Consider the following 17216-nt stretch of genomic DNA (forward strand, 5'->3'; position numbering starts at 1 on the left):
TCCGACTGCAAAAATGCCAAGTTTTTGTGTTTCAAATGACACTCCCCGCTCTTTCAGAGACTGGGATTCTTGGTTCATAGATACCTTATTTTTTAGCTCGAATCACTAAATCAATTAACTGTTCTCTTCCCCAGAGTTGTACCCCATTCGCTTGAGCCAGTTTATGAGCATTGGATGTAAACATACTGTTTGTAATAACGATCGCATCTTGCGCCCCGTAATACTTAACCGCACTAACCACTTCTTGCACGGCGGAATTTCCCACTTTTCCTTGATAGCGTTTTGCCTGGACAACGGTTTTCTTGCGGGCTTTAGAGAGAATCAAGTCCGCACCAAAATCCCCCGTTTTGGGTGTCATTTCGACCGCATAACCGAGATTGCGGAAACAGCAGGCTAAAAATTCCTCAAACTCTTCTCCCGTCATGCGATCGACCTGATCGATTAAATACCCAATCTCTGCCACTTCTAACCGCGTAGAACCTGCTAAAATCTGCTTGAATTTTTTCAGCAGAATTGCACTCAACTTAGTAGAAGGAGAATGAGAAGATAAGGGGGGAGCTTGTGATTCAGTATCTATTAAATTCGCAATCTTTGGCACGTCTAATCGCCCAGCAAATTTTATGATTTTTTGGAAATTTTGCAGCATACTCGAACTAAACTTATTAGTAGAAGGAGAATCAGAAGATAAAGAGGGAATTTGTGATTCAGCTTGGACTTCAGTTTGTGCTTCAGTGGCTTCCGATACCCCATCCTCGATCGAAGTTTGCTGGGCTGGATTTTGAGCTTGCTTTCTCTTGCTCAAAACAGCCCGTTGAATTGTCAGCAAAATTTTCCCCTCTTGTTGATTAATTTCACCGTCAGCCTCGATGATCTCAGTGCATCGCTTTAAAAGTGGTTCGGCAAAGTCAAGTTCGAGTTGTGCGAGTAAAATATCCAACTTGGGAAGCAATTTAGACTTATTTGTCACAGCTTCAATCTCAGCTAAAGTCCTGGGATTTAAATTCGCCGCTCGTAATTCCGGTAATAACTCATCCCATCGGGTGAATTTTTTGCTGGCATAGACGACATACACCAAAATCCAATCCATCACCGTTTCTTGTGCGATCGCTGTCTCTAAATATTGCTCACTTTCCGCTTGCAATACCTCTTGTAAATCTCCGAGCTTGGTTTCGATTTCCGAGGAATCCAGATGCGCTTCATAAAACCGACAAGCACCGTATCCCAGCGCGTAAATCATTGTCGCACTGGCGCTAGCATTAATTACCGCACCCGCCAAGGGAATATTGCTGACAAGCGTAACTCCAGCTTCGATCGCTAAATTGCTACCCAAGGACAAACCAAAAATAGCGACAACTTCTGCTTTGCGATCGCTCGATCGCAAATCCATGCCATAGGCGGCAGCAATTTGATAAACCAACTCGGCAGATAACGCCGTCATTGCCGCTAAATCCATGCCAGACAACGCCAAAGCCACGCCGGGAACTAAACTGCTCACCAAGCCACTTCCTGCCGCTAGCAAGGCTTTTTCCACCATCAAGTGATGTGCGATCTCTTCGGGTTTCTCGTGAGGATATTGGCGCTGTAACTCTCGAACTTGCGCCTCGGCATTTACGACATCAACAGCATCTATAGCATTAACTAACCAGTCGATTTTGAAATTTTGGGTCAGTTTTTTCAGGATAGGACTCTGCGAAATAAAAACTAGGGATGAACCAAAAAAATTGGGAACTTGCATTGCTGCACTTCCCGCACTCGCCGCTGCATTCCCCACCGCACTCGCGGTATTAACAAAAATCGCACTTCCAGCACTGACGGCGGCATTCCCCACCGCACTCGCCGTATCAACAATCGCACTTCCAGCAGTGCCGGCGGCATTCCCCACCGCACTCGCCGTATCAACAATCGCACTTCCAGCACTCGCCGCCGCACTCCCCACCGCACTCGCCGTATCAACAATCGCACTTCCAGCACTCGCCGCCGCACTCCCCACCGCACTCGCGCTTGCAGAGACGGCTCCGAAAACGGAACCGAACCAATTGGATGTATCCTCTGGTTTAGCCGGCACCTCCGATTTGGCTCGATCCTTGGTTTCTGAGACTTCGGTTGCTGAGAGAACTTCTTGTGAGTGGGTGCTGTCTTTTTTGCTTTCGTTGTCTAGCATGGCTTTACTGTGGGTGGAGATTTTCAATGCAGCTTTTTCAGCAATTCCTTGGATTGACACTCCCCCCTCGCGTACAGATGGGGATTCGTTTCCTGGTAATAGTGTAGCGCGATCGTCCCGCTGGCTAGTTTCGTCTTTTGGAGTGCCAGCAGGACGCTCCCAATCCCTCATCTTTCAACCATTAAACCATGACCGAAGACATCAATTCATCTGTCATTTCAAAATTCGCCGTCACACTTTGCACATCATCCAAATCTTCCAGTGCATCCATTAACTTAAGGAGCGATCGAGCTTTTTCAGGAGTGTCTATTTCCACTGTATTGCTGGGAATCCAGCGAGTTTCCGACTGCAAAACAGCAAACTTTTTGTGTTTTAAAACATCAGCCAACTGTTCCAAATTAGCCACACTTGTAAATACCTCTGCACCTTCAGTATCCTCATCAATTAATATCAAAGCATAAGATTCGGCAGCCGCCTCTAGCGACGCTTCAAACAATTGTTCCTCATCAATCGGGCCGCGTACCGTACAAACTCCTTTGTGGTCAAACATCCAGCCCACACAACCAGTTTCGCCCAGGTTGCCGCCATTTTTAGTAAAAGCTTCTCGCAAGTCAGCCGCTGTGCGGTTGCGGTTGTCTGTCAGCGCTTCAATTAGAATAGCAACCCCGCCAACGCCGTAACCTTCGTAGCGAATAGCTTCTAAATCCGAACTCCCCCCCGCCAAGCCAGCACCTTTGGCGATCGCCCTTTCTATGTTTTCATTAGGAATACTCGCCGCCTTGGCTTTTTCTATAGCCGTCCGCAGTTGAAAATTGCCAGCGGGATCGGGAACTCCGCTGCGGGCCGCGACAATAATTTCGCGAGATATTCTAGCAAAAACCTTGCCTTTAACGGCATCAACTCTAGCTTTTTGGCGTTTAATATTCGCCCACTTACTGTGTCCAGCCATACCGATTTGAGATTTGAGATTTAAAATTTGCGATCGAGATTAAACAATAACACCCTGATTCGGACAAATCCGATTAACGTAGGGTACACCTCGGCGCACCTTACACACATAGCATAAAATGCGATTTTTCGCACGAATCTCAACTTTAATTAAACCGGATCACGGTTTCAGAGTCACTCAGGTGAGAAGTATCGCCATTAAGTGCGATCGACCATTCTCCCTCACCCCGCACCACTTTCACCAAACAGCACAAAGAAGCGTTAATTTCCGTTTCAGCACAGCCCGCCAGCCCGATCGCAGTTCCTAAAACCGACGCACCGTGACCTACTAATAACATATCTTCGGGAAACTCAGCCGCGAGGCGTTTAGCAGTTTCCCCCGCCCTTTTGAGACAAGCTTCCCCAGTTTCGGGATAATTAGCAATACCGCCTTTGTAGGAAGCATCAATCCTGGGAAAACGCCTGCACAAAGCTTCGACGGACTCAGTTTCTGGCATTGCTGGCATCCATTCCGGATTCAGCCATTCGCACAGTCCCCACTCTAGTTTAATTGACAAATCGAGAGCTTCGGCCGCGTGATTTGCTGTTTGGACAGTTCGCAAAAAAGGGGAAGCAAAAATATGAGAAATTCCTTCACCTTTGAGGCGGTTGGCGAGTTGTTTAGCTTGAATGTGACCGTCTTCGGAAAGGTGGGGATCATAGGGGCGTTCTGCCGTGAGAAACCAGTCGGGGTTAACGAAGTCGATGCGGTTTCCGTGTCGTGCGATCCAGACTGTTTGTGGCATGAGTTGGTTTGAGTTTTGCTTCTAGGTGTAATATTATATCAAAGTTTGTTAATTTGATTTGTTGCGAAGCTATTGATGAGATTTTTTTAACCGCAGATGCACGCAGATAGACGCAGATGGATAGTGGATTTGGCAAGGGGCGATGGGTGCGATCGTATTTTTCTCCTTAAAGTCTTTCCAGCCATTTTTGCAAGGCTAAATCAATTAATTGACCTGAACTAAATTTACAGGCGCGTTTGTCTAACTCGTCTATAGTTTCTAAAATGTCCGGATATCGCTGGGCAATGTTCATTTTAATAAAAACATTTTTTACATCCTTAGCTAAATCTATATACTTCATGTCTTCATAAGTGAAAATTTGAGAAACCGCAGAAGTTTTAATAATTTTAATGGCGCTGTTAATATACTCTATCAAGGCTTTTTCATTAAAATAAGTATATCTATAATTTTGTTGCCACTGTTGGATATTTGTTATGTGCTGCTTTAATTTTTCTGTTTGAGTAGCTATTACCTTCTTGTTAGAGCTAACTTTAGCACCAATTCCGCTTGACACGTAGCCCTCTATCAAAGCATTGCCATCCCAATCAGTCCAGATTCTTGCTCGGCCAAGAGTTTTACTTGTCAGACCTTTTAAGGGCAACCACAGAAATAAAATTATATTTCCTTTACTATCCGAACACAACTCAGCGCAGAATTTACTATTTTTACTATTTCCATTTCCATACTTGATACTGCCAGCCGACACAACTTCTTGCATCCGCTTATCAAAACAGAGAAGCTTATGCCGAGTTTTTAATATTTCTTGCTGTTGACTAAGTTCGCAATTATTCAAAAGTTTCAAAAGTGCTTTGGGTGGACTGGGTATGTTCTCTGTGCTTTCTCTTTCTTGATATGTAATCTCTACTTGTGCAATATGTTCGGCATCTACATCTTTCAATTGTAAATATAATTTTTCCCCGTCAGGAACGATCGCAAATTGCAAAAATTGAAAAAATAGCCCGTGATACTTCCTGTCTGTAAAATTATCTCTGTGAAATTTTGGCGCAATTGCTATTAAGCGAACGGGTTGAGCGTAATCCACGCGCTCGGCAAAAGGTTTGTGTTCCAACAAAGCATCGTAATAACGAGTTAACTGCTGAACGACATATCTATCTTCGCCGTTTTTCAACTCCAGCACAACTAACCGTTTATTCTCGTCCACCGCTATAATATCGCATCTTTGCTCGTTGACAGTGAATTGCCGCTTGATGACTGTTAAACCGAGCAAACTTTGCAAGTGAACTTCGACAAAATCCTCTAACGCTTCTTCATTTGCAAATTCCCACCCAGACCCTGTTTTCCTCAATGCAGCGCTGCTTAGCATTTTGACAATTCTTAAAGTCTTTAACCAATTTTACCACTAATTTCTGTAGTCCGGCGGGGGGTTTAAATAAACCCCGATCGCCCTGACAGCTTCCCAGCCATCCCGCCACACAATCGCCTTTAAGTGGGAGCGCTATAATAGTAACTATTCGACACTCCCATCTCTTGACAAATTATTAAAAATATGCTCATCAGTGAAAGCGATCGCGCTACCATTCGCTCAGTCGTAGAACAGCAACTGCAAGCATTTCAAAAAGACGATGCTGCGCTCGCTTTTTCCTTCGCCAGTCCCGGAATTCAGCAGCAGTTTCGCACAGCAGAAAACTTTATGCACATGGTAAAAATTGCCTATGAAGCTGTCTACCGTCCGCGATCGGTATTATTTGAAAACCTCGGCACTGTAGAAGGAATTCCCGCTCAGCCGGTGCTGTTGCTGGACTCGGAAGGCATCCCCATCAGAGCCATTTATCTCATGGAAAAACAGTTTGATAAGAGTTGGCGAATTAATGGCTGTTATTTAGTTTCCCTCCCCGAAGAATAACTTATGCTTACTTTTCGGCTGAGCTTTTTTTGCTAACTCGCAGCATCTTATTTCCGCCTTTTTGAAATTCGTAGGGAGCCTCTTGAATTTCTACACTAAAACTTCTCTTTTTTAATTCGGTGACGATCGGGTTTAAGTGCTGGGATTCCTCCCCGCTAAAACTCTGCAATAGAGGGAATACCCGGACTTCCTTCGCAACCCGACACATTTCTGTAATTGCTTCCAGATGAAATTCTTCCGAAAGCAGGTGAGAATAAGCAAATAAGAAATGGCTGCACAAAGCTAGATCGAATTGACCGTTCTCGAAAGGCAAAACTGGCAGCTCAGCAGTCATGTAGCGACCTTGCTGCAAACCAGAGGGAAAATCTTCTAAAAAATCCTGCATCGCCTTCATTCGCACTTCGCCTAGCTGGTACGGCGATTCAAAATTGTTCCACAGATAGCCGTCTAGATTTGCCTTAACCCCATCAATGACAGTTTGATATGTTTCTTGGATGCGATCGCCAATTTCCACCGCAGTAAACTGATAAACTGGATCGCAAGAAATTACCTTTTTACCTTGGCGAGTCATTTCGGCATTGAAACTTGCCGGGCCGGCGGCACAATCAAGAATGTTTAGCTTGAGGTCACTTGAGGTCAAGCTAAACATTCCTATGTATTCATCCAAGCAGCGTCCCCAGGGAATTACTTGATCCAGTTTTAGTGACACTTTTCTTTGTCCTGCAGAGAGAATTATTTAATATTTTACCTCACATCATGGCGTTTTTTTTTATCCATTTCTTTGGGGGGTTGATTTGTATCCCGAGTTATGTATGAATAATTTTGCCCAAACGAGATCCTAATCCTGATAACAGTTGGCAGGCTTTACAGTTTCTTTACAAACAAGGTGCAAAATAGTTAAGTGCGATCGCACAATTTTTATGCTTCCACCTGTGGATTTTGCAGCGAAGCGAGGCTACACTGGACAGCAGGGAAAATAAACTAAAATCAACTAGCTAAATTGCTCTCGTTCATTGGCAGGCTGCAACCAGGGAAGAAAGATGAAACATACCGTTCAAACCGCTACAAGTCTTAGTTTGTCAGCACTCCTGGTGCTATTGAGTTCGCTGCCCAGTATAGCTCAGTTGCCTGCAGTCAGAAATCCTGCGCCCGCTAGGAACCCAAACCAACCGAGAGTACCGCCGCCGCCGCCTCCGGGTTCGAGTTTGCCGGCGGGTGGCAATTCTGGTTCGCTGACACCAGAAGCAGCTTATACTCTAGGCCCGGGCGATCGCATTGCTTTAGATATCTTCGGCGTCCCTGAATTCAGCAAGGAATATCAAGTTTTAGTTGACGGGACCCTCAATTTGCCAATCATTCGCAGCGTCTCAATTCAAGGGTTGACGCTGCAACAAGCTGCTAACGTGATTACCCAGCGATACGAACCCTTCATCAATGTTCCCGTTGTTACTGTGACTGTGATCGTCGCTCGCCCCCTAAATATAGGTCTTGCGGGTGAAGTTACTCGCCCGGGTTCCTACAAGATTAATCCTACGAGAGAAGGAGGAGGAGTAAAATTCCCGACTTTGATGGAAATGCTGCAACTTGCACAAGGAGTGACATCAGCAGGAGATATGCGAAATGTCCAAATTCGCCGTCCCCGCAGAGGCGGACCGGAGCAAGTTACTACTGTAGATTTGCAGGATTTTTTAGAGACGGGAAATTTGCGTCAAGACGTTACCATTCGAGATGGAGATACAATTTTTGTACCGACAGCAAGGGCCCTGAATACTCAAGAAGTTCGTCAAAGAGCCAGTGCTAGTTTTTCCGCTGATATTACTAAACCAATTGGCGTGGTAATTGTCGGGGAAGTAAACCGGCCGGGGCCTTATACTATATCTGCTGCTGATTTGCGATCGACCAACCAACAAACAGAACTGAGTTTTGTATCTATCGAGCAACAGCAAGGAGCCGTTGTAGGTTTACCAACAATAACTAGAGCACTCAAAATTGCTGGCGGTATTACTACAGAAGCGGATATTCGCCGCGTACAAATCCGCCGCAGAATTAGAGGAGGTACTGAACAAACTATCATGGTAAATCTTTGGGATTTGCTGCAAAAAGGTGATGCTACCCAAGATGTTTTGCTGCAAGAAGGAGATAGCGTGATTATCCCGACAGCATCTACTGTAGACTTAGCTGAAGTTTCTCAAGTCGCCAATAGCAGTTTTTCTCCGAACGCGATTAGCATCAATATTGTAGGAGAAGTAATTAGGCCTGGGGCTTTGCAAGTTCGACCCAGTACATCCCTGCACCAAGCTTTGCTGACCGCAGGCAGTTTCAATCAATTGCGGGCTAAAAAAGACAAGGTAGAACTATTGCGTTTGAACCCCAACGGTACTGTTTCTCGCCGCACGATCGAGGTAGATTTTGCTCAAGGCTTGAATCCTAATAATAACCCAACTCTTCGCAACAACGATGTGATTCTCGTAGCGCGATCGGGCTTTACTAGGGTAGCAGACAATATCAACACATTCTTGCAGCCGATCGCCGGAGTTGCAACTGGGATCAGCGCTGTTAGCGGCGTTTTTACTGGGTTTCAAACAACTATCAACGCTTTTCAAAACTTATTTTTGGGAGGAGATTTCGAGCGGCGAAATCAGCTCAGACAGCTTCGCGAACAACGTCAAGACAGACAAGAGCAACGGGAAGACAGACTGCTAGAAAGAGAGCTACAACGTGAAGATAGATTGCAGGAAGCAGAAGACAGAAGACTGGAAGCAGAAGACAGAAGACTGGAAGCAGAAGACAGACAGCGGCAAAGAGATCTTGATAATCGGCAAATTCAGATCGATGAGCAGCAACTTCTGCTCCAAAATCAGCCGCAGCAAATGCAGCCACAGCAAATTCAGCCAACTACTCCTTGATAAGACTCGGGCTTTGAAAGTTAGCCACCCTCTTTATGAATCGGCGGTTGAAACCGCTGCATAGAGTCAAACTTTCGTCCGAGCAAAGGAGGACTAAGAAATAAAGGGGGTATTAAAACCGGATTTGCTATTACATGGCACATCCCAAATCTACGGCAAACATCCTAGGCGTTGCTCATTTACGGTATGAAACGTTAAATATGCGCGTCATAAAAACCAGTATCCTTAAAGCTTTTGGATTTTAAAGTTATTTTTTCATACTCTGATTAAGCAACCGCACTTTGAGATTGCTTCATATTGTTTCCGGTTGCATCGGAATGATATAGAGGACACCGCGAGTGCCTAAATCCCTACAATGAATGGGGGTAGGGACTTAGGCACTCGCGGTATCCTGACTGTGAGTAATATTAATTCCGATGCTACCCGAGTTGATATCACTGAGTTCGCTGGGCGACAGAAATACGTTACTGTGGCGTAAGTCTTGTAATCCTAACAATTCGAGCCTTGGAAGGTATAAGTCGCTACATCAACCAAGGTAAAGGTTCGATTGACATTGTTCCCATTTGTCCATGTCCCAAACTATATCAATCATGAGAAATTTTTGTATTAGGGAAAATTAATCAACCTTTTGCCTGCAACAACTGCGGCTGCAAAACCTGATTTAATTTGCCGCTGCGAAACCCCTCCAAATCCAAAGTCGCGTACACAAAACCAAACTCCTGAAACACCGCCACCAATGCAGGCAAATCCGTATTTAGCACAAACTCCCGAATCTCCTCTGCGGGTAACTCAATGCGCGCCGTATCTCCGTCCGATCGCACTCGCAAATTTTTCAGTCCCAACTGCCGCAAATACCGTTCGGCGCGCCCCACTCTTTGCAACTTTCCAACGGTGATTTCTTCGCCGTAAGGAAAGCGCGAACTCAGACAAGGTTGAGCAGGTTTGTCCCACCAAGGCAAATCCAATTCTTTTGCCAACTGCCGCACTTCAAATTTAGTGATTCCTACTTCTGCTAAGGGCGATCGCGCACCGCGTTCCTTTGCCGCCTGAATCCCTGGACGGTAATCCTTTAAATCGTCAGCATTTACACCATCCACCACATAAGGATAACCCTTTGCTAGTGCTAGCGGTTTCAAAGTATCGTGCAGTTCGCTTTTGCAGAAATAGCAGCGGTTAACCGGGTTAGAAGTGTAATTTGGATTTGCCATTTCCTGAGTTTCTACTTCCTGGTGAGCAATGCCAATTTCTGCTGCTTGAATGCGCGCATCTTCTAAATCTTCTGGCAGTAAAGACGGGGAAACTGCCGTCACTGCCAAAGCGCGATCGCCCAACACATCAAAAGCGATTTTTGCCACCAAAGTGCTGTCAATTCCGCCGGAGTAGGCAATCAAAGCCCGTTCCATTTGTGCGAAAATATCTTTTAATTGTTCGAGTTTTTTCACTAACATAATTTCAATTTTTGTTACTGCTAAGCTATCGCAATCTAATTTACAGGGTGATGTCTCTTCAACATCTTTAGGGCTTACGCACTATTGTTTAGAAACGAGGTTTTTTTTACGAAAAGACGCATTGTAGACCGCAGATTCGGTAAAAAACCGGGTTTCAGGGCCCCGATGCGTAAGTCCCGAGCTTGTGGGGAGGGCAGAAAAGTCCGCCCAAAGGTACTATTTAAATACAGAAGAGCTTATTCGGGATCAATTAAAAGTTTGAGTTTTAGTCGAGATTTCTGAGCGATCGCCTCCTTGATATTTTAGCGTGATAATTTGATAGATATACTCAAACTTTTGAAAGTAGGGCAGGCGCGTTTTAAAATTCCCTACGGGAAAATATGGCGATCGCAATTGACAGCAGCAGCACCACATACAGCAAACCGTAGCCAGCATCTGTAATCAAACCTGCTAAGTAAGGAACTTGTCCGTAAACAGCATCGTTTCTCAAATTGAATCTAGCTAAATCCGGCAAAACGAGATAAAGTCCCATCATCAATTGTTCAAGACCAGGATTTTTAGTTAACTTACCCAAAGCCACTAAATCCCGCGTCGAATGTCCCATTAAATAAACGCCAAATGTCAGTAAAGTCGCCAGCAGCGAACTGCTAAAAACCCCAAATAAAATCCCGACACCAGCCATCAGACACAGCTCAAACCAGACAAACAACGAAGCGATTAAAATGCTTTCCAAAGGGAAAGGAATGCGGCTCAAACTCAGAATAGCCAGATAGATAACAGTCATTGCTGCTACAAGCACCGCCAGCACCGCCGACAGCCCTAAGTGCTTGCCCACAATTAACTCAGCCCGACTTATCGGCTTAGCAACTAACAGATAAACAGTGCGCTTTTCAATTTCTTTGTTGACCAGTCCGGTAGCCACAAAAACTGTGGCAATTAGACCGAGAATGCTCATAGCAGCCAAACCGACATCTAAGATAATTTTCTTCTCGGTTGTCGCCGCCAATTCCGGTATCAACCGTACCGAGGCGCCCATCAACAGAGCAAAAATAATAATTAAGTAAAGGATGCGATCGCGAATTACTTCCCAAAATACATTGGTCGCGACTGTCAAGATTCTTCTCAAATTCATCTAGTTATTAACCCGCTGAAAACTTTCGCAATCAATACTTTAATATAAGGAAGAAGGAAGTTCGGCAACGCGCAGTGAATGGGGATTTAAGGGATTTAACGGATTGGATGTTGAACGAAGAAGTCCGAGGTTCGAGGGAAGATTCTCCCCCATCTCCCACTCTCCCCATCTCCGCCTCTCGGGCTCGGATACTCTCCCCATCTCCCCCTCTTCCCCTTTCTTCTGGAACACTCTCCTAACTGCCTGAGACAAGCTCAAACTTGACTGTCCCCCGCCGTTCCATCTTTTTTCTGTCCGGGTTGAGAGCGTTTGATGGCACCGCAGGTTACAGTCGCCCTATTGCCTATCTCGAACACCTCGCAAGATTTGGTAAACGAATATGTTTCCTGTCTAAAAACCAGCCCCAGCCAAATTGCCTCCATCTCTAACTGATAGCGGGAATCTCCTTGGACGATCGAAGTTTTGACATCCCACCTCGCATCTTCTGCGACTACCCCAGTTGTTTTTAAGGCTTGATTCCGCAGAAAAAATCGCTCGTTGTCCATATCTATTAACATTTGCTCTACCTGCGCCCACGGTTTTGTGCGGGCTTCATTTTGTAGGTATCGCTCCATTGCATTGAGGATAACAACTCCTCGGGAGCGATTAATAGTTGGCTGTTGAAATGTCACAACATAATCGCTTTGCCTCAAATCCTGGGATAAAACGCTCGGGTACTGTCGTATCCAACCTTGAATTAAAAAGTGAAAAGCAAACCAACAGGAAAACAGCAGGTGAACTAGAGTAATGATCAAAAACTGAGGGCGCAGCAACGACCTCATACCTTCCCGTTTTGACTCGCTATTCCAAACCTCTATTGTAGCAAGAACTACTACTGCTATAATAGGGCCGGATATCCATGCTATTTCCTTCCTATCCGACGGCAATCTTACGAGCAACCACAATCCAATTAAAATGCTTGTCACCCACGGACTCAGACTTACTCCTTTAATCACAAAAGGTTGCTGACTCGTCAGCAAACCCATTGAAAGTGTAAAAAATAACCAGCTCATATCAAAAAGCAGAGTTCTCGTCCGCCAGTCAGTGACTGTCGCCACTGTCAGCAAAGCTAAAAAGATGCTGAGCAGTAAAGGAGTCTTCCAGTGGACAACTTTAGGCGGAATCATCGCCTTTTGGATTTTTTTATTGGTTTCCCAAAGGTTGTTCGTCAGTTTAGTGAGTTGCTGAGTGACATCCAAAAATTGCTTCATCATAAATTTCAATAAACGCTTTGCAAAAACAACACGGTTAAAATAACGACATTGCTAACAATGTGGGCGATTAAAATTCCCCCAAACTGGGTAGTTACTTGAAAAGTTCTTTTGGGAGGACGGCGGGTGAGGGTTGGCGGTCCTAAAAACTGAGGCTTGGAAGCTTTTTTATTGCCGGAAACCATATTCTCTATGAATTCTAATCCCTGCCATTTAGCTATAAAAGTTACTGCTAATACTGAGAGGGCTATCATAGTTATTGGAGCGTAAACATTATCCCCTCTGCCTAATAAAATATAACCGATAAGCTGTTCCCGTAAATCTTTGGTAAGAACGCTTTCAATGCCCAAGAAAACTAACCAGCCCACACAAGTGCAAGAGAGATTGAGGATGGCTGTATATTCAATGCTGGTTTTGGGGCCGAGTTTAAGTAGTTTTTGCAAAAACCACGATTCGATCGCGATCGCCAAAAACATAATTAAAATTTGCACCAAAACAGTCCGAAATGGGAAAACACTCGCAATCATAAGCCTTTAGGTATATCAGCCCGTGTTAAATTTTAATTGTACAGCACAAACGGAATAATCTTGACTGGAGGTTTGAGCACCTGATTGCGTTAGATCGATGCTTAAAAGATTGGGGGTTAGGAGTTATCGTATAATCTGTTGAGATCCGCCAAGAGAATGGAAAAATTAAACATTCAAGGCGCGCGATCGAATACCCACCCCGCTACAGACTCAAACAACTGCTGATTATGGTAAGGAATGGCATTGGTATTCGGACAGCCTCATCCCGGTCGGAACGCGCCACGGGCCAGATTCACGTCTACGACGGCGCTGGTAAAGGCAAGTCTCAGGCAGCTTTGGGAGTAGTGTTGCGGTCGATCGGGCTGGGTATTAATTCTGACTCGCCCACGCGTGTCTTGTTGCTGCGCTTTCTCAAAGGCCCCGGCCGCTCCTACGACGAAGACGGGGCAATAGAAGCCTTGCAACGGGCATTTCCGCACTTGATCGACCAAGTGCGTACCGGCAGAGCCGAATATTTTGGGGCCGAAGCAATCACCCGCTTCGATCGCGCAGAAGCTCAGCGAGGCTGGGATATCGCCAAAGGAGCGATCGCCAGCGAGCTGTATTCCGTGGTGGTACTAGACGAACTAAACCCCCTATTGGACTTGGGTTTGCTGCCTGTTGACGAAGTAGTCCAAACCCTCAAAAACAAACCCGAATATTTAGAAGTCATCGCCACAGGCCGAGCGGCCCCGGAAGCTTTGCTGGAGATTGCCGACTTACACTCAGAAATGAAGCCCCACTATCACCCCGCAGCGGCAGAGCATCATATTTCCGGTATCGAAATATACACTGGAGCGGGCAAAGGCAAGTCTACGAGCGCTTTGGGCAAAGCTTTGCAGGCAATAGGTAGGGGTATCAGTCAAGACCAATCTCACCGGGTGTTAATCGTGCAATGGCTCAAAGGTGGCACCGGTTATACAGAAGATGCGGCGATCGCAGCTTTGCGGCAAAGCTATCCACAGCTAGTAGACCACCAGCGGTGCGGCCGAGATGCTATAGTTTGGCGGGGGCAACAGCAAGAGCTAGACTGCATAGAAGCAGAACGCGGCTGGGAAATCGCCAAATGTGCGATCGCCAGCGGCTGGTATAAAACGATTATTCTCGACGAGCTCAATCCCACAGTAGACTTAGAACTGCTGGCAGTAGAGCCGATCGTAGAAGCCCTGCTACGCAAGCCGCGGGATACAGAAATTATTATCACCGGGCGCTGCCACAAACCCCACGCTTACTTTGACTTGGCAAGCGTACACTCCGAGGTATACTGTCACAAACACTACGGCGATCGGGGCGTAGAACTAAAGCGGGGCGTAGACTTTTAAAGCCCGGAGCGGTACGGAGTTCAATCCGGGCCAGAATTATTAAATGACGGCCCTGCCTGGAAAACCGGAAATTGCCACAAAGCCTTGTTACCAAGTAACAAATCTCCCAATTTCCCTTGTCTTCCCGATCACCCAGATCTGCCTTTTTTAATCTTTAATTTCCTCCCCCGGACGCGATCCCCGACCGCCAATCCAGAATGGAACATTAAGAAGATGAGCCGCGTCTTCTTGAGCGTGAGCACCTGAGACAGTGCACCAGGATTATTAAAGGGTGAAGACTTTGAAAATAAAAGCTTACAAGCAAAAAGTCCGCGAGGGAGAAAGTCTAGACAGGGTTAAGGCCAGTAGGCTAGACTTGCGGCTGGCAAACAGGTTAAACTACAGCGGAATCCAAACATTCGGTGTTCTAGGCAGTGTCTGTAGTCGCACCAGCGATGACCAACAAGTAGAGGAGTGAAGCTTTATGACAACGTTAGATGACAATCCTAATCAACTAGATTTAAACCTTCCGGGACTAGGCCCGGATACAGTATTCGCCGGAGCTGGGGCTGATTTCGTTAGAACTTCCACCCTGGGCGGCAGCTTAATATTTGGCCAAGGCGATAACGATACTCTAGTTTCAGTTGGCCCGAACGATACCATATACGGCGGCGACGACGAAGATTCAATCAGATCTCAGCGCACTCCGGCTTTGCTATTTGGCGACGCAGGCTCGGACACCATAGTCGCTGAAGCCCGCGCTACCGTGGCCGGCGGTTTGGGAGATGACATCCTCCAAGGTACTGTCGAAGCTAACCTGATGTTTGGTAATCAGGGCGCAGATACGATGCTGGGAGGGGCGCAGAGAGGAGATTCCCTCTACGGGGGTAAGGACAATGACGCGATCGGCTTCTTCATCGCAGGCGGTGGCAACAACCTTTCTTTACAGGGTGGTTTGGGTATTGGTTTCGCTGGCAATGAAGGCAGCAACTACTTGCGGGGTGATTTGGGCGACGACTTGGTTGTAGGTATCAATGTAAGAGACACTCTCTTTGGCGGTAGAGGCAACGACACCCTAAGAGGTGTGGCCAGCAGCAGCTACCTGTCGGGCGATCTTGACGACGACATCTTAGTTATTACCAACAGTACGCAAAGCAGCCCATTTACTTCCGACGTCATCACGATCGGAATTGAGAGAACCACCTTGATTGGTGGTGGCGGCAACGATTCTCTCACCGGGGCGATCGGCGAGTTTGGTGCCGGCAGAAACTTCTTTGAGGGCGGCGACGGTAACGACACGATCAACGTTTTTGCCACTTCTGATACTGCGTTGGGAGGTGCAGGCGACGACTTCATCGTGTCGGCGTCGGTGCCGAATGTAATTTCGAGCGTAGGCGCGCGGAGTTCATTTCCTGGCTTCGCGGGTCGCAACTTGCTCGACGGCGGAGTGGGCAATGACACGATCGTCGCTGCCTTCTCCAGCGATACGATGATTGGCGGTGAAGGCAACGACAGCCTGAGCGGTACCTTTACTAACGCAGGCGGTGGAGATGGCAACGATACTATCGATGCTACCAAGGCCATTTTTGCTGGTACTGGTACTGCTTTGATTACTCTCGAAGGCGCGATCGGCAACGATCTGTTAATTGGCTACACCAATCCTACTACTGGCAGCAGCTTCACCGTCACCAACCTCATGAACGGTGGCGAGGGAAGTGACACCATGATCTTTGGCAGCGCGCGCGATCGCGTGATTGGCAACGTTGCGGGTAACGACTTCATTTCCTACGCCACCGGCGTCAGCTTTGCCGATATTACAGCGCCAAACTTGATTAGCGATACCTTAGGCAGCAACTTCATTATTGGTGGCAACGGCACTGATGTCATAACTACTGGTAACGGGGATGACATACTGTTCGGCGACACATCCAATACTACCCTCGGAGGATTCGGGGACGATACCTTAAATGCCGGTGGCGGGAACGACACCTTGCTGGGCGGCTTTGGGAACGACTATTTAATCGGGGGTGACGGTAACGACTCTCTCGGCGGCGGGCCTGGTGCTGACACGCTGATTGGTGGCAGCGGTAATGACAGCTTCTACTACAACAACTTCGGCGAGGGCGGAGAGGGTAGTAGCCCAGACCAAATCGGCGATTTTGTGGCGGGTCAAGACAAGTTTATCTTGCAGTTCAACAGCTTCCCCGGATTGAGTGCAGTCGAAGGTACGAATCGACTTTCTTCGAGGTCGTTCTTGGTGCTTGAGAGCGGTGCTTACACTGGCCAGTTTGGTCCAGCCGGGGCGCTCGCGTCAGATCCGTTCGTCTTTTATGAAAATTCAACTGGACAACTAGGATATGACTCTAACGGTGTTGGTACTGCTGACGGAGTAGTTACGCTGGCAATTCTGAATGGCAGACCGGGCATTACGGCTGCTGACATTACCCTAATTTAAGTTGGGTAAAAGAGGGTGGGGTCGATTCTGAAACATCGCCCTACCAACTCTCAAAACTAATTCTGCTATGTTTCGAGCTGGGGATATCCATCCCTGGCTTTTTTGTGGGCATCAGCATGGGGCAATTTTAGATTTTAGATTTTAGACTGATTGGTAATTTTAATCGAAAATCGAAAATCGAATCGGGTATGGGGCGGGTTCACCGGTGAATTTTGCCACGCGCCCATAATGTTTAGAACTGACGCATCAGAAGAACCAAAGAAACCGGGTTTTTCACTCCTAGTTATAGCAGCCGCCAAGGCAGTTAGGACGCTTGACGTAAGACATCTTCAATGGCGTCTCGTAAACAATCAAACTGCTC

At 46.6% G+C, this 17216-nt stretch carries 13 protein-coding genes; 4 read left to right on the forward strand and 9 right to left on the reverse strand.

Annotated features, from left to right (window positions below):
* Nucleotides 1-85 precede the first annotated feature (85 nt).
* From QUB33_RS11905 to QUB33_RS11920, 4 genes are all read right to left on the reverse strand, one after another.
* Complete coding sequence (locus QUB33_RS11905) at nucleotides 86-2332, reverse strand: restriction endonuclease (RefSeq protein WP_333350590.1); 2247 nt, start codon at nucleotides 2330-2332, stop codon at nucleotides 86-88.
* 10 nt (nucleotides 2333-2342) lie between these two features.
* The gene (locus QUB33_RS11910; protein WP_333350592.1) at nucleotides 2343-3110 is read right to left on the reverse strand and encodes a YebC/PmpR family DNA-binding transcriptional regulator; all 768 of its coding nucleotides are present in this window, start codon (nucleotides 3108-3110) and stop codon (nucleotides 2343-2345) included.
* 145 nt (nucleotides 3111-3255) lie between these two features.
* On the reverse strand, nucleotides 3256-3894 hold the full coding sequence (locus tag QUB33_RS11915; RefSeq protein ID WP_333350594.1) for a histidine phosphatase family protein: 639 nt from the start codon (nucleotides 3892-3894) through the stop codon (nucleotides 3256-3258).
* A 166-nt stretch (nucleotides 3895-4060) separates the two neighbouring features.
* Complete coding sequence (locus QUB33_RS11920) at nucleotides 4061-5257, reverse strand: endonuclease NucS domain-containing protein (protein ID WP_333350596.1); 1197 nt, start codon at nucleotides 5255-5257, stop codon at nucleotides 4061-4063.
* A 183-nt stretch (nucleotides 5258-5440) separates the two neighbouring features.
* On the opposite strand from QUB33_RS11920, the gene QUB33_RS11925 reads away from it, so the two are divergent.
* The gene (locus tag QUB33_RS11925; RefSeq protein WP_190738115.1) at nucleotides 5441-5797 is read left to right on the forward strand and encodes a DUF4864 domain-containing protein; all 357 of its coding nucleotides are present in this window, start codon (nucleotides 5441-5443) and stop codon (nucleotides 5795-5797) included.
* A 7-nt stretch (nucleotides 5798-5804) separates the two neighbouring features.
* Here the strand turns inward: QUB33_RS11925 and QUB33_RS11930 are convergent, their stop codons facing one another.
* A complete protein-coding gene (locus tag QUB33_RS11930; RefSeq protein ID WP_333350599.1) occupies nucleotides 5805-6506 on the reverse strand; it encodes a class I SAM-dependent methyltransferase in 702 nt (233 codons plus the stop codon).
* 331 nt (nucleotides 6507-6837) lie between these two features.
* Here QUB33_RS11930 and QUB33_RS11935 point away from each other — a divergent pair, with 331 nt between their 5' ends.
* Nucleotides 6838-8703 (forward strand): polysaccharide biosynthesis/export family protein, encoded by a 1866-nt coding sequence (locus QUB33_RS11935; RefSeq protein ID WP_333350602.1) that lies wholly within the window; start codon nucleotides 6838-6840, stop codon nucleotides 8701-8703.
* A 620-nt stretch (nucleotides 8704-9323) separates the two neighbouring features.
* On the opposite strand, the gene larE is transcribed toward QUB33_RS11935, so the two are convergent.
* The 4 genes from larE to fraC all read right to left on the reverse strand — a co-directional run bounded on the left by larE (nucleotide 9324) and on the right by fraC (nucleotide 13060).
* Nucleotides 9324-10151 carry an ATP-dependent sacrificial sulfur transferase LarE gene (gene larE / locus QUB33_RS11940; protein WP_333350604.1) on the reverse strand — a complete coding sequence of 276 codons (828 nt, stop codon included), beginning with the start codon at nucleotides 10149-10151 and terminating at the stop codon, nucleotides 9324-9326.
* Between the two features lie 358 nt (nucleotides 10152-10509).
* Entirely contained in the window at nucleotides 10510-11283 is a 774-nt protein-coding gene (locus QUB33_RS11945) for an ABC transporter permease (RefSeq protein ID WP_333350606.1), read from the reverse strand.
* Nucleotides 11284-11537: 254 nt separating this feature from the next.
* Nucleotides 11538-12536 (reverse strand): DUF5357 family protein, encoded by a 999-nt coding sequence (locus QUB33_RS11950; protein ID WP_333350608.1) that lies wholly within the window; start codon nucleotides 12534-12536, stop codon nucleotides 11538-11540.
* A gap of 5 nt (nucleotides 12537-12541) precedes the next feature.
* Nucleotides 12542-13060 (reverse strand): filament integrity protein FraC, encoded by a 519-nt coding sequence (fraC, locus tag QUB33_RS11955; protein ID WP_333350610.1) that lies wholly within the window; start codon nucleotides 13058-13060, stop codon nucleotides 12542-12544.
* 227 nt (nucleotides 13061-13287) lie between these two features.
* Here fraC and QUB33_RS11960 point away from each other — a divergent pair, with 227 nt between their 5' ends.
* Both QUB33_RS11960 and QUB33_RS11965 read left to right on the forward strand, forming a co-directional pair.
* Nucleotides 13288-14421, forward strand: a complete 1134-nt coding sequence (locus QUB33_RS11960; protein WP_333350612.1) for a cob(I)yrinic acid a,c-diamide adenosyltransferase — start codon at nucleotides 13288-13290, stop codon at nucleotides 14419-14421.
* Between the two features lie 463 nt (nucleotides 14422-14884).
* Nucleotides 14885-16855: a calcium-binding protein gene (locus tag QUB33_RS11965; RefSeq protein WP_333350614.1), complete on the forward strand. Its 1971-nt coding sequence runs from the start codon at nucleotides 14885-14887 to the stop codon at nucleotides 16853-16855.
* Nucleotides 16856-17216: the final 361 nt, after the last annotated feature.

This window comes from Microcoleus sp. B3-A4, from assembly GCF_036705385.1.
Classification (GTDB): domain Bacteria; phylum Cyanobacteriota; class Cyanobacteriia; order Cyanobacteriales; family Microcoleaceae; genus Microcoleus.

Coding starts and splice junctions, on each gene's coding strand:
- QUB33_RS11905 (WP_333350590.1), bottom strand. CDS start 2,332: ATGAGGGATTGGGAGCGTCCTGCTGGCACTCCAAAAGACGAAACTAGC.
- QUB33_RS11910 (WP_333350592.1), bottom strand. CDS start 3,110: ATGGCTGGACACAGTAAGTGGGCGAATATTAAACGCCAAAAAGCTAGA.
- QUB33_RS11915 (WP_333350594.1), bottom strand. CDS start 3,894: ATGCCACAAACAGTCTGGATCGCACGACACGGAAACCGCATCGACTTC.
- QUB33_RS11920 (WP_333350596.1), bottom strand. CDS start 5,257: ATGCTAAGCAGCGCTGCATTGAGGAAAACAGGGTCTGGGTGGGAATTT.
- QUB33_RS11925 (WP_190738115.1), top strand. CDS start 5,441: ATGCTCATCAGTGAAAGCGATCGCGCTACCATTCGCTCAGTCGTAGAA.
- QUB33_RS11935 (WP_333350602.1), top strand. CDS start 6,838: ATGAAACATACCGTTCAAACCGCTACAAGTCTTAGTTTGTCAGCACTC.
- larE (WP_333350604.1), bottom strand. CDS start 10,151: ATGTTAGTGAAAAAACTCGAACAATTAAAAGATATTTTCGCACAAATG.
- QUB33_RS11945 (WP_333350606.1), bottom strand. CDS start 11,283: ATGAATTTGAGAAGAATCTTGACAGTCGCGACCAATGTATTTTGGGAA.
- QUB33_RS11950 (WP_333350608.1), bottom strand. CDS start 12,536: ATGATGAAGCAATTTTTGGATGTCACTCAGCAACTCACTAAACTGACG.
- fraC (WP_333350610.1), bottom strand. CDS start 13,060: ATGATTGCGAGTGTTTTCCCATTTCGGACTGTTTTGGTGCAAATTTTA.
- QUB33_RS11960 (WP_333350612.1), top strand. CDS start 13,288: ATGGTAAGGAATGGCATTGGTATTCGGACAGCCTCATCCCGGTCGGAA.
- QUB33_RS11965 (WP_333350614.1), top strand. CDS start 14,885: ATGACAACGTTAGATGACAATCCTAATCAACTAGATTTAAACCTTCCG.